The organism is Alteraurantiacibacter lauratis (assembly GCF_037154155.1).
GTDB classification, from domain to species: Bacteria; Pseudomonadota; Alphaproteobacteria; order Sphingomonadales; family Sphingomonadaceae; genus Alteraurantiacibacter; species Alteraurantiacibacter lauratis.
In genome coordinates this window covers 102,825-115,433 of the sequence record NZ_JBANRN010000011.1, presented here as the reverse complement: position 1 = coordinate 115,433, position 12,609 = coordinate 102,825, and the positions used below count along the sequence as shown (strand labels likewise).

Sequence of the window (12,609 nt, the reverse complement as noted above, 5' to 3'; positions counted from 1 at the left end):
GCTCTTCCTCATTCATCTGCTCCTTCGAGTGGGGCAGACTCTACATTACATCGAGGGAGGCAACGGGGGGCAGGTCAGTTCACGCCCCACATCATGCATTACGCACGCGATCCCTTGTCGGTGCACGATTTGCCGGTGGACGCGCATATGCTGATCGCTCTGCGCGCGCCGCGCCCGCTCTTTATCACCAGCGGTCTGGCCGAGCGCGGCGAAAGCTGGGTCGATCCGGCGGGCATGTGGGCCGCCTTTGCCGAGGCGCAGGCGGCATGGGAGATTTACGGCGCCGCCACGCCGCGCACCCCCATGCCCGTTGCCGAAAGCCGCGAGCACATGCCCTTCCCGCTCGGCTGGTATCAGCACGGCGAAGGCCATGTGCCATGGCCCGCTTACGACGAGTTCTACGACCATGCGGAGCGGTTCGCCGGGCAGTAAAGCGCCCTGCAAACCGCTCCACCGAGCCTTTCAGAAGCGCAGGCTGGTGCGCACCCATACGCCGCGCCCAGCACCCGGCAGCCTTTGGCCCACCGGCACATCGGATGCTCCCACGCGGTTCAGCCCCGCCAGATGCGGCTGGTAGAAGCGGTCGAACAGGTTCTCGATCCCGGCATCCAGGACAATTTCAGGCGCAAGCGTCAAACTGGCGAACAGATTCACCACGGCATAGCCGCCGCTGCGCGTCTCGCCATTGGTGGCCGAAACCTTGCCCTGCGCCGCCGACGCGTTCACTTCCGCCCCGGCGAACCAGCCTTCCCCGTGCCACATCGCCGCCAGCCGCGCCGACAAAGGCGGCACGCGGTAGAGATTGTCGGCCGCATCGCGCCGCTTGCCGCGGACATAGCTGGCGGTGCCTTCCAGCATGATCCGCCCGGCCAGAACCGCGCTGAAATCCGCATCGAGGCCGTAAAGCTCGGCATCCACATTGCGGAACATCAGTGGCGTGGCATCGCCATTCATGTTCGAGACCATTTCGACCGGGCTGTTGATGACGCCCGGCGTATCGTCGAACGGCGTGCCCTGAATGTAATCATCCACCCGGCGGAAAAAGGCGGTGGGCCGGAAGGTGAAGCCGCCGCTTTCCAGGTCCACGCCCGCTTCGGCAATCCAGGCAATTTCAGGCTTCAGCGCCTGATTGCCCACATAGATATTGCCATCCGCTAGACCATAGCTCGCTTCTGTGGGGAGCCAGGCGAACCGCTCCAGCACCGAAGGCACGCGTGTCTTGCGCGCCAGCGTCAGGCGCGGGGTGGCCACATCACCCGGCATCCACAACCGCATTACGGCATCCAGCGTGGTGTCGGCCGCTTCGCGCGCGCTGGCGATGAAGGCGTTGGCAAGGCCGCGCGGCCCCATCGGCACTGCCGCGCCCAGCGTGGGCACGCCGGCGTTCTGCGTCGTACGGTCTATCCGCAGACCCGCCTCGCCTTCCAACGCGCCAAATCCGAGCCGCGCCTCCACAAAGCCGCCGATCCGTTGCGCTTCGACATCGGGCTGCGAATCGATGAAGAAGTTCGCATTGGTCGGGTCGGTGATGCGGACAAAGCGATCCGCCTCTTCCAGATCCGCGCCAATGGCGATGTGGCGCGTGGCGGTGCCGAAACGCAGCCGCGCATCGGCGGTGAAGGTATCGGCCGAGGCAAAGGTGGAACGCTGCTGCGCGGGGATCGGACGGCGGAGTGTCACATTGTCCATCAGATGGCGCACCGCGACATGGCCCGCCTTGATTTCCAGCGCCACTTGCGGCGCCAAGTCACCGCGCCAACCGCCTTGCAGAAAATCTGTGTCGAAATAGACGATATCGAGCGCGAAGGGCGGATTGCCCGACGGATCGGTCTCGTTGCGCCGGTATTCGGCAAACAACTCGCCGCCCGCAACCTTGGCACCGGCATGGACGCCGTAGAGATTGCGTTCGAACAGCGTGCCACCGGCAATGCGGCTGTCGGCAAAGCGGTAATCGTCGCCCTCCTCGCGGCTGGCAATCACGCCGATGCGCCAATACTTCGTGGCAAGGCCCACGCGACCGCCCACGGCGCCGCTGTCATCGGCGCTGCGGTATTGCCCGGCCAAATAGCCGCTCGCTTCGACGGAATCGCCGCTGGCAAAGCCGGTTTCCACCAGCCGTGCGTTCACCGCGCCGGCAAGGCTCGGCCCTTGGCTGACCGGCGCGACGCCGCGCGCGATTTCCAGCACCTCTACCAGAATGGACGGCGCGTAATGCATCGGCGGGTCCATCGCATTGGGACCGCCTGTGACGAAGCGCTGGCCATTCACGCGGCCCAGCACCCGCTCGCCAAACAGGCCGCGATAGGACAATTGGCCGGACAACGCGCCATTACCCACCGCCCCGCCTCCGGCCGCGCGGGCGGCAAGCGAGACCGTGTCAGCCGGCAGCGGAATGTGGTGCGGCGGCTCAGCCGTATCGACCGCCTCTACGCGCGTGGCGGCGGTGACCAGGATCACGTCGGTGAGGATTGGGTCACGCGCGGGTTCCTGTGCACCCGATGGTTCAAGGGCATGGGCATGATCCTGCGCGAGGAGCGGAGCAGGCAAAGCAAAGGCAAAGGCGAGAGCCGAAGCGGCGCAAGTGCGGTAATTGAACATGGATGGAACCTGATTTGTCTGAATGGGAGCAAGACCCGCACGAAGCGGACCGGCTGTTGACATCAGACGAAGGCAGGCGGCCCCGTGGCAGGTGGCAGATCGGGCGCAGATACAGGCGACAGAGCCTGCACACGCGTGGCGTTCCACACCGCTTCGGCCACCAGCGGCAATGCCGGGCGGGTCGGCGGATCAGGCGGCATGGAATTGTCCGCAAGGTGGATGAAGGGGCACGGTTTGCCCTCGTCCTGATCAGCAGGATCGGGGGCCTTGTCCTTCATCGGGATGGTGAGCATGGCATCGGAATTGCACAGCGTGATCACCAGATCGCCGTGGCTATCTGCCGCCATCATCGTGCCGCCAGGCAGAAGCGCGCGCATCGCGAGCGCCGCCGCAATCAGCAGCAGGAACAGGGCGCCGTGCCGCGATGTTCGCAAGGTTGCCATCACGCGGCGCGAATAGGCGCGAAACTGCGGCCTTGCCAAGGCAAATCAGCCCGCATCGGCCACAATCTTGGCCCAGGCCGCCTCGTCGATCACCTCGATCCCCAGCGCGGCGGCCTGCTTCAGCTTGCTGCCCGCACCCGGCCCGGCCACCACCAGATCGGTCTTGGCACTGACCGAACCGGCCGCCTTGGCGCCCAGCCGTTCGGCCTGCGCTTTCGCCTCGTCGCGGCTCATCGTCTCCAGCTTGCCGGTGAACACAATGGTCTTGCCCGATACGGCGCTGGCCTTTGTCTCCACCACGAAATCGGGAGGGGAGACTTCCGAGAGGATATCCTCCCACACCGCCACATTGTGCGGTTCGTGAAAGAAATCGCCCAGCGCGGCGACCACGGCGGGACCGATCCCGTCAATCGAAGTGAGTTCGGCCAGCGCATCGGCATCGCCGGCACGGGCGGCTTCCGCCGCCTGACGCAGCGCAGGAAGCGTGCGGAACCGCTTCAGCAGATCGCGCGCTGTCACCGCGCCGACATGGCGGATGCCAAGGCCAAACAGCAGACGCGCAGCATCGGGGCTGCGGCGCGCCTCGATACTTGCCAACAGATTGTCCACAGACTTGTCCTGCCAGCCATCCAGCGCCAGAATCTCCGCGCGGCGGCGGCGCAGGCGGAAGATGTCGGCCGGGCTTTCCAGCCAGCCAAGCGCGAAGAACTGGTCGATGGTTTTCTCGCCCAGCCCGTCAATGTCGAGCGCGGCGCGGCTGACGAAATGCTTCAGCCGTTCGGTGCGCTGCGCCGGGCAGATCAGGCCGCCGGTGCAACGCACATCGACCTCGCCCTCCTCGGCCACCGCCTCGCTGCCGCAATCAGGGCAATGATCGGGGAATACATAGGGCGTGCGCGGCTCGTCGCGCGTCAGGTTCTCGACCACTTGCGGGATGACATCGCCCGCGCGCTGGATCACCACCCGGTCGCCCGGACGCACGCCTAGCCGGGCGATCTCGTCGCGGTTGTGCAGCGTGACATTGGTGACGGTGACGCCGCCCACCAGCACGGGGGCCAGCCGCCCCACCGGCGTCAGCTTGCCCGTGCGGCCTACCTGAATGTCGATCTGTTCGAGCACTGTCTCGGCCCGCTCGGCCGGAAACTTGTGCGCAATGGCCCAGCGCGGCGCCTTGGCGACAAAGCCCAGCCGCGCCTGCAGATCGAGCCGGTCTACCTTGTAGACAACGCCATCAATGTCATAGCGCAGCGAAGGGCGACCGGCACCGATGCGGCGGTATTGCGCCAGCATCTCCTCCACCCCGGTGCACAACACCAGATCAGGCGAAATCGGAACACCCCAGGCGGCGATCGCCCGCATCACCTCCATCTGCGTGGTGCCGGGAACCTCGCTGGCAGCGCCCCAACCATGAGCCAGGAAGCGCAAGGGCCGCTGGGCGGTTATACGCGCATCCTTTTGCCGCAGGCTGCCGGCGGCCGCGTTGCGCGGATTGGCGAAGATCTTGCCGCCAGCCTCGGCTTGGGCCGCATTGAGCGCGGCAAAAGCCTGTTTTTCCATATAGACTTCGCCACGAATCTCAAACACGGCAGGCACATTTCCGCGCAATTGCTGCGGAATATCGCCGATGTGCGCCACATTGGCAGTCACATCCTCGCCCACCTGCCCGTCGCCGCGCGTGGCCGCCAGAACCAGCACACCCTTCTCGTAGCGCAGCGAGCAGGACAGCCCGTCAATCTTGTCCTCCGCCGTGAACGCCAAGGGCACATCGTCAGGCATCGCAAGGAACCGCCGCACGCGCGCGACGAATTCGGCCACTTCCTCATCGGTAAAGGCGTTGTCGAGGCTCATCATGCGAACCGCATGGGTCACCTTGGACAGCGGTGAGGCGGCGATCTGGTGCCCGACCTTCTGCGATGGGCTGTCGGGCCGCACCAGATGCGGAAAGGCCGCTTCCAGCTCGGCATTGCGGCGCACCAGCGCATCATATTCCGCGTCGCTGATCTCCGGCGAATCCTCGGCATGATACAGCCGGTCGTGATGCGCGATGGCCTTGGCTAGCCGCATCAATTCATTGGCGGCTTCGGCTTCGGAAATGCCGTCCATTATTGCGCGCCCAGCAGCCGGTCGTCACGGGTGAAGTTCCAGCGCTTCCCGCCCCAATCCAGCTTGTATCGGCTGGCAGGGGAACTGGTTTCTCCGAACATATATTGCCCGAAACCGCTGCAACTGTTGGCGGTGGCGCAGGTAAAGGTATGCAAGGAGAATACCATCGCCGGCTCCCCCGTTTCGGCATCCTGCCAAACCCCGTCGAGGAGCGCGCAGCGCGAGAACGGAGCGAGCGCCGGATAGCGCGCCATCAATTCGCGTTCCCACCCCTGTTCCAGGGCCACCTCCTCGCGCCCATCGGTGGTAGCGATGCATACGGTGGGACGCATGGCGACATCGCTGGCGAAGTAAGTGCCAAGAACGTGATCGGCCAGCGCCAGTTGCGGCTTCTCGATATCGCTATCGAGCGGGGGTAGAGCGGGCGGGCTGTCCGATGGGTCCTGTTCGGCGCTGGTACAACCGGCAAGAGCGAGAGCCACGGAAGCGACGATCACGCATTTCATCTCACACCCCTTCCAACAAGCGATCCGCCTGCGCGCGCGCTTCGGCGGTGATTTCCGCGCCCGACAGCATCCGCGCAATCTCCTCCTGCCGGCCACCTGCATCGAGCAGCGCAACCGATGTGCGCGTAACCGTGCCTTCCGACGATTTGGCAATCAGGTAATGCCGGTTGCCGCGCGCGGCGACCTGCGGACTGTGCGTGACAGCCAGCAATTGCCCGCCTGTTGCGAGCCGCGCCAGCCGCTCGCCAATCGCGCTGGCGACCGCGCCGCCCACGCCCCGGTCAATTTCGTCAAAGATGATGGTGGCCGCCCCGCCCTGTTCGGCCAGCGCCACTTTCAGCGCGAGGATGAAGCGTGACAATTCCCCGCCGCTCGCAATCTTGCCCAGCGGAGCAAAATCCGCGCCGGGATTGGTGGAGATGAGAAACTCCACCCCGTCCATGCCATGCGCGCCCCAGCGCTCCTCCTCCAGCAAGGTAATTTCGGTGCGGAACCGCGCCGCATCCAGTTTCAGCGGGGCGAGTTCTGCCGCAACCGCCGCATCGAGACGTTTAGCGGCCGCCACGCGCAGATCGTGCAAACGGCGTGCCTGCTCTTCATAAGTGGCGCGCGCCTGCGCCACCTTCTGCGTCAGGTCGGCAATATCCGCCTCGCCATGTTCGATTGCGTCGAGCGCGGCGCGCATCCGCTGCATCACCTGCGGCAGATCGTCGACATGGCAGCCATGCTTGCGGGCCAGAGCGCGCAGTTCGAACAGCCGCGTTTCGATCCGGTCGAGTTCCGCAGGATCGAACAGCATGGCCTCGGCCGCAGCAGCCAACTTTACCTCGGCCTCACCCGCTTCGATCACCGCCCGGTCGAGCGCGGCGAGCGCTTCAGCGAGCAGAGGGTGCTGGTCGGCAATCCGGTCGAGCTTGCGCGCCGCCACGCGTAATTGCGCCAGCGCGCTGTCCGACCCGTCCCAGAAACCGCGCAAATCCTCCAATTCGCCCGAAAGCTTTTCGCCCTTCTGCATATCGGCACGGGCGAGCGCGAGGTCCTGCTCCTCCCCTTCTTCTGGCGCGATGGCGGTAAGTTCGGCCAGATGCGCCAACAGCAGATCCTGCTCCGCCTTGGCCGAGGCGATTACCGCACGCGCCTTATCCAGCGCATCTTGCGCCGCGCGCCAATTGGCGTAGGCGGCTGCAACCCCTGCCGCATCGCCCCCCGCATAGCGATCGAGCAGGCTGCGATGCCCGCGCGGGTTCACTAGGCCGCGATCATCGTGCTGGCCGTGCAGTTCAACCAGAGCGGGCGCAATCTCGCGCAGCAGCGCGACGCCGACGGGTTGATCGTTGATGAAGGCCTTGCTGCCGCCATCGGCCTTCAGGCTGCGGCGAATAACCAGAGCCTCACCCGGCTCCAGCACAATTTCTGCCTCGGCCAGCGCGGTGGCGACCATATCGGGCAAATTGGCAAATTCAAAAGTGGCAGCAACGCCAGCCGCATCGGCCCCGGCCCGCACCAAGGCGCTGTCCGCCCGGTTCCCCAAGACCAGCCCCAGCGCGTCGAGCAGGATGGATTTGCCTGCCCCCGTCTCACCCGTCAGCACGCCGAGGCCCGGCCCGAAGGACAGGTCCAGCGCTTCGATAAGCACGATGTTACGGATCGCAAGAGAGGTCAGCATGGCAGGCGCACAGGCTTACGGTGCCCCCTGCCGAATCGCAATCACCCCAAGAGCAAACCCGGTGGATCAGCGAGCAGCAGCAACCGCCGGCAAGCCCACGGCGGGGCCGTGGCGCGCAATCAGCGCATAGGCGCGCGCATACCAGTCATTGCCGGGATAATTCGCCCCCAGAACGGCGGCATAACGCTGCGCTTCTTCGGGAATACCCAGCGCCAGGCTGGTTTCGGTCAGGCGATAAAGCGCTTCGGGCGCGTGGCTGGTGGTCTGGTACGAATCGATCACGCGGCGGAAACGCAATTGCGCCGCCAACCAATGGCCTGCGCGTTCGTAGGCGCGGCCGATTTCCATTTCCTTGCCCGCGAGGTGATCGTTCACCAGATCGAGCTTCAGCCGCGCGTCAGAGGCATACTGGCTGGCCGGATAACGGCGAATGACTTCATTCAATGCGCGTTGTGCCTGAAGCGTGATCGCCTGATCGCGTTCCACATCGCTGATCTGTTCATAATAGCACATGGCGATGAGATAATAGGCATAGGGCGCATCGCGGTTGCCGGGATGGATCGACAGAAAGCGCGAGGCCGATTGGATCGCCTGATTGTATTGCTTGCGCGAATAATAGGCAAAGGCGCTCATCAACTGGGCGCGGCGAGCCCAGGGCGAATAGGGGTGCTGCCGCTCCACCTCGTCAAACAGGGCGGCGGCAATTGCGGTATCGCCGCGGTCGAGCCGTTCCTTGGCCGCGTTGTAGAGCGTTTCCACGTCGCGCGCGACATAGGCGGTTTCGGTGGCCCCGCCCCCTCGCCCACCCATCGAGGCGCAGCCGGGCAGTGCCAGAACAGAGGCAGCCACAAGGCCAATCAACGCCGCCTTGGGCGACACGACAGAGTTCTTCGCGATCTTCATGGCCTGTGCCTATAGCCAGCACACAGGTGAACGCCAAGTGAAGTCGGCCGACTAACGGCGCTTTTCGACCGCTTTGCTGGCCGCCGCGCCTATTCCCAGAAGGCGACGCTGCGGCATTCGATGCTTTCGCGGATATTGCCGGTGCCATTCAGGCTGGTGTCGTGAAAGGCGGTGTGCGGACAGCGCCATGTCACCGAATGGTCGCTGTCGTGGAACTTGAACAGCAGGGCATCGTCTGCCTCCATTCCCTGAAAATACCACCAGCGGTGGCCGGGGTGATAGCTGAAGATGGTGGCGGCCAGCTTCTGGTCCTCCCCCTCCACCGGGGCGGTCAGTGCATCGCCCACCGGGAAATCATCCACGATGAACAGCGTGTTCGACTTCTCCTCCCCGCCAAAGCTGGTGCGCCCGTCGCACAGTGCCAGCGGCACATCCTGCGGCGGGGGCGAGAAGGTGCGCCAGAAGCTGGAGATCAAAAAACGTCTGTAGCCCGGACCATCGGGAAAATGCTTGGCATAGGTCATCTCCGCCATGCGCCGCGCGGTGGGGCCGTTGATATCGACATGCACCTCGCCCGCCGTGGGCTGGATGCCGCCATTGTGCTGGTAATTTTGAACCTTCTGCGCGGCACGCTGCGACAGGTCGGCACTGGTGCGTAGCATCCATCCGCGCGCCACGCACTTGTCTGCGCCCGTCAGCGCCAGCACCGCCTGCTCCACCTCGCGCTCATACAAGGCATCAACGCTGGCCTTGTCGTGAAAATCGCGCACCTTGCTGGGCACTTTGGCGATCATGAAACCATGCGTGTCGAGCGTGAAATGATCGCGGATCGGCATGGCGTCGCGCACGATCACGGCATGGTCGGAATAGGTGCCGGTGTTGATCTCCTGCCCCTGGCTGACATAGCGCCGGGTCACGAAATCCCCTTCATCGACATAGCGCAGCATGGCGCGCACCTGCCGCGCGCTCTCCTCGACATCCTGCCTGACCTGCGTTGCCATTCTTCACTCTCCCACGCTTGGCTGCGGCCGCCATTTCCATTGCGACTCTATCGCTCGTTAGAATTGTGCCACGCCCCACTGGCATGAGGCAAGCGCGCCCGCTACACCTGTAGCCGGGAGTAACATGGAGAGAGAGCGCATGAGCGCCGCACACACCAACGCCTTGCCGCCAACGCCGGATGATTGCGCCATCTGGGACATATGGCTGAGCCAGTTCCGCCTGCCGATCGTCAATGTGAATGCCCAGGTCGGCACCTTTGCCGCGCTGGCCGAGGCCCCCCGCACATGCGAGGATCTGGCCGCGCATCTGGGGGTCGATGCGCGCGCGCTGGCCATGCACCTGGCCGCGCTGTGCGCGATGGGCCTTGCCGAAAAGCGGCTGGGGATGTGGCGCGCAACGCATCTGGCGCGCAGGTGGCTGCATCCCGATGGCGAAGGCTATTGGGGTTATTTCTGCCGCCAGATCGACCGCAATACGCATCTGCAAGGCCAATTGCTGGAATCGCTCAAGACGGGCCGTCGCCCCGGCGAGGCGGCACAGAGCGACGGCGAATTCGTGGCCCGGCCCGCCGAATGGGAACGCGGCACGATGAGCGCAGAGGCCGCGCGGGGCATTGCCGCCTTCATGCATGCACACAGCCAGGCCCCGGCACTGGGCGCGGCGACCCAGCCCGTGTTCTCTACCCTCAAATGCCTGATGGATGTGGGCTGCGGATCGGGCGTTTACGGCATCGAGATTGCCCGCGCCAATCCAACGCTAAAGGTCGTGTTGATGGATCTGGCCGAAATGGCGGCCGAAGCGCAATCCTATGTGGAACGCGCGGGCATGGGTGCGCAGGTGACCACCGCCGGGGTCAACATGTTCACGCAGGAATGGCCGCGCGAGGCTGACGGGCACTTCTTCTCCAATGTGTTTCACGACTGGTCGGACGAAACCTGTCGCCTGCTGGCGCGCAAGAGCTTCGAGGCGCTGCCCAGCGGCGGGCGCATCTTCCTCAACGAAATCCTGATGGATGACGAGGGCACCGGCCCCTTCCCCGCCGCAGCCTTCAGCCTGCTGATGCTGATCGGCACGCTGGGCAAGCAATATTCGCTGGCCGAGTTTCGCGACATTCTGGAAAGCGCGGGCTTCACGCAGGTTACGGCCGAACGCACCGGGGGCGGATATTTTTCGCTGGTCAGCGCGGTGAAGCCATGACGAGCAAGCAGGTTTAAGCGGCAATACCTAGGCCCGCCCTAGCGGCGATGGAACAATCGGATGGCACAAACCCCGCCAGAAGACTTGGGGATTTGCCGATGATGATACGCCGCCTGATCGCACGGGCTGGCCGCCTTCACGCACATGAAGGCGGCGCCACGGCCGTGGAATATGCCCTTATTGCGGCGCTGCTGGCTGTGGCTGCCGTGGGGGCCTTTGTGACGCTGGGCAATCAGGTCGACAGCAATTTCAACCAGATTGAAAGCAGCATGGAAAACGCCGGAAACTAGCCCGGCGCGGATCCCCTATTCCTCGCCCATGCGCAATGCGGCGATGAAAGCTTCCTGCGGGATGCTGACATTGCCGTATTCGCGCATCCGCGCCTTGCCCTTCTTCTGCTTTTCCAGCAGCTTCTTCTTGCGCGTGATGTCGCCGCCATAACACTTTGCGGTCACATCCTTGCGCAGCGCCGCAATCGTCTCGCGCGCGATCACCTTGCCCCCGATCGCCGCCTGAATCGGAATCTTGAACAGGTGGCGCGGGATCAGGTCCTTGAGCCGCTCGCACATGCCGCGCCCGCGCTCCTCGGCCACGCCCCGATGCACGATCATGCTGAGTGCATCGACCGGCTCGTTGTTGACGAGGATATTCATCTTGACCAGATCGCCTTCGCGCAGGCCAATCTGTTCGTAATCGAAACTGGCATAGCCGCGGCTGATCGATTTCAGCCGGTCGTAGAAATCGAACACCACTTCGTTCAGCGGCAATTCGTAAGTCACCTGCGCGCGCCCGCCCACATAGGTCAGATCGGTCTGGATACCGCGCCTGTCCTGACACAGCTTGAGGATGCTGCCCAGATACTCGTCCGGCGTATAGATCGTCGCCTTGATCCACGGCTCCTCGATCACCTCAATCCGGTTGGGATCGGGATAATCGGCCGGGTTGTGCAGATAGATTTCGCGCGCATCATCAGTGCGGCTGGCGGATAGCTGGATGCGGTAAACCACTGAAGGCGCCGTGGTAATCAGATCCAGATCATATTCGCGGCTGAGGCGTTCCTGGATGATTTCCAGATGCAGCAGGCCCAGAAAGCCGCAGCGGAACCCAAAGCCCAGCGCCGCGCTCGATTCCATTTCATAGCTGAAGCTGGCGTCGTTCAGCCTCAGCTTGGCGATGCTTTCGCGCAGCTTCTCAAAATCGGCCGCATCCACCGGGAACAGGCCGCAGAAGACCACCGGCTGCACGTCCTTGTAGCCGGGCAGCGCCTCGGTCGCGCCATTCTTCACCGTGGTAATGGTATCGCCCACGCGGGCCTGCTCCACCTCCTTGATCTGCGCGGTGATGAAGCCGATTTCGCCGGGGCCGATTTCGGGAAGGTCGGTGCGCTTGGGCGTGAAGCAACCCACGCGGTCGACCAGATGCTCGGTCCCGCCCTGCATGAACTTGACTTGCAGGCCCCTCTTGATGACGCCGTCGAGCACGCGCACAAGGATGACGACGCCCAGATAGGGGTCGTACCAGCTGTCCACCAGCAGCCCGCGCAAAGGCGCCTCGCGGTCGCCCTTGGGCGGCGGGATGCGTTCCACCACGGCTTCGAGCACATCCTCGATCCCGATGCCCGATTTGGCACTGGTGAGCACCGCGTTGGAGGCATCGAGGCCGATAATATCCTCGATCTCGGCCTTCACCTTTTCCGGCTCGGCGGCGGGCAGGTCGATCTTGTTGATGACAGGCACGATCTCGTGGTCATGCTCGATCGACTGATAGACATTAGCCAATGTCTGGGCCTCGACGCCTTGCGCTGCGTCCACCACCAGCAGCGCGCCTTCGCAGGCGGCAAGGCTACGGCTGACTTCATAGGCGAAGTCGACATGGCCCGGCGTGTCCATGAGGTTGAGCTCGTAGGTCTTGCCGTCCTTGGCCGTGTAATTCAGGCGGACGGTCTGCGCCTTGATGGTGATGCCGCGTTCGCGCTCGATATCCATGTTGTCGAGCACCTGCTCGCTCATCTCGCGGTCGGTCAGGCCGCCGGTGAACTGGATGAGCCGGTCGGCCAGCGTCGACTTGCCGTGGTCGATATGCGCGATGATCGAGAAATTGCGGATCAGGGAAAGGTCAGTGGACATGGGGCTGCCCTCTAGCGGGCATCGTGCCCGCTGTCAGCAGGGTTCAAAGGCCAGAGCCACGGGTG

Annotated in this window: 11 protein-coding genes; 3 read left to right on the top strand and 8 right to left on the bottom strand. The window is 64.2% G+C overall.

Going from position 1 to position 12,609, the window contains the following annotated elements:
- Positions 1–93 precede the first annotated feature (93 nt).
- A complete protein-coding gene (locus WFP39_RS11235) occupies positions 94–432 on the top strand; it encodes a glucuronyl esterase domain-containing protein (protein WP_336919693.1) in 339 nt (112 codons plus the stop codon).
- Between the two features lie 30 nt (positions 433–462).
- On the opposite strand, the gene WFP39_RS11230 is transcribed toward WFP39_RS11235, so the two are convergent.
- From WFP39_RS11230 to WFP39_RS11200, 7 genes are all read right to left on the bottom strand, one after another.
- Complete coding sequence (locus tag WFP39_RS11230; RefSeq protein ID WP_336919692.1) at positions 463–2,598, bottom strand: TonB-dependent receptor; 2,136 nt, start codon at positions 2,596–2,598, stop codon at positions 463–465.
- A 62-nt stretch (positions 2,599–2,660) separates the two neighbouring features.
- Positions 2,661–3,041, bottom strand: coding sequence for a hypothetical protein (locus WFP39_RS11225; protein ID WP_336919691.1), 381 nt, complete (start codon positions 3,039–3,041; stop codon positions 2,661–2,663).
- Between the two features lie 45 nt (positions 3,042–3,086).
- A complete protein-coding gene (ligA, locus tag WFP39_RS11220) occupies positions 3,087–5,144 on the bottom strand; it encodes an NAD-dependent DNA ligase LigA (protein WP_336919690.1) in 2,058 nt (685 codons plus the stop codon).
- Positions 5,144–5,641, bottom strand: coding sequence for a hypothetical protein (locus WFP39_RS11215; RefSeq protein WP_336919689.1), 498 nt, complete (start codon positions 5,639–5,641; stop codon positions 5,144–5,146). Before WFP39_RS11215 ends, ligA begins: the two co-directional genes overlap by 1 nt.
- A gap of 10 nt (positions 5,642–5,651) precedes the next feature.
- On the bottom strand, positions 5,652–7,316 hold the full coding sequence (gene recN / locus WFP39_RS11210) for a DNA repair protein RecN (RefSeq protein ID WP_336919688.1): 1,665 nt from the start codon (positions 7,314–7,316) through the stop codon (positions 5,652–5,654).
- Between the two features lie 66 nt (positions 7,317–7,382).
- On the bottom strand, positions 7,383–8,219 hold the full coding sequence (locus tag WFP39_RS11205; RefSeq protein WP_336919687.1) for an outer membrane protein assembly factor BamD: 837 nt from the start codon (positions 8,217–8,219) through the stop codon (positions 7,383–7,385).
- An 89-nt stretch (positions 8,220–8,308) separates the two neighbouring features.
- Positions 8,309–9,220, bottom strand: a complete 912-nt coding sequence (locus tag WFP39_RS11200) for a CmcJ/NvfI family oxidoreductase (protein WP_336919686.1) — start codon at positions 9,218–9,220, stop codon at positions 8,309–8,311.
- A 139-nt stretch (positions 9,221–9,359) separates the two neighbouring features.
- Between WFP39_RS11200 and WFP39_RS11195 the strand changes: the two genes are divergently transcribed.
- Positions 9,360–10,418 carry a methyltransferase gene (locus tag WFP39_RS11195; RefSeq protein WP_336919685.1) on the top strand — a complete coding sequence of 353 codons (1,059 nt, stop codon included), beginning with the start codon at positions 9,360–9,362 and terminating at the stop codon, positions 10,416–10,418.
- A 98-nt stretch (positions 10,419–10,516) separates the two neighbouring features.
- Positions 10,517–10,708 (top strand): Flp family type IVb pilin, encoded by a 192-nt coding sequence (locus tag WFP39_RS11190; RefSeq protein WP_336919684.1) that lies wholly within the window; start codon positions 10,517–10,519, stop codon positions 10,706–10,708.
- Positions 10,709–10,723: 15 nt separating this feature from the next.
- Here the strand turns inward: WFP39_RS11190 and lepA are convergent, their stop codons facing one another.
- Positions 10,724–12,544, bottom strand: coding sequence for a translation elongation factor 4 (gene lepA / locus WFP39_RS11185; protein WP_336919683.1), 1,821 nt, complete (start codon positions 12,542–12,544; stop codon positions 10,724–10,726).
- Positions 12,545–12,609: the final 65 nt, after the last annotated feature.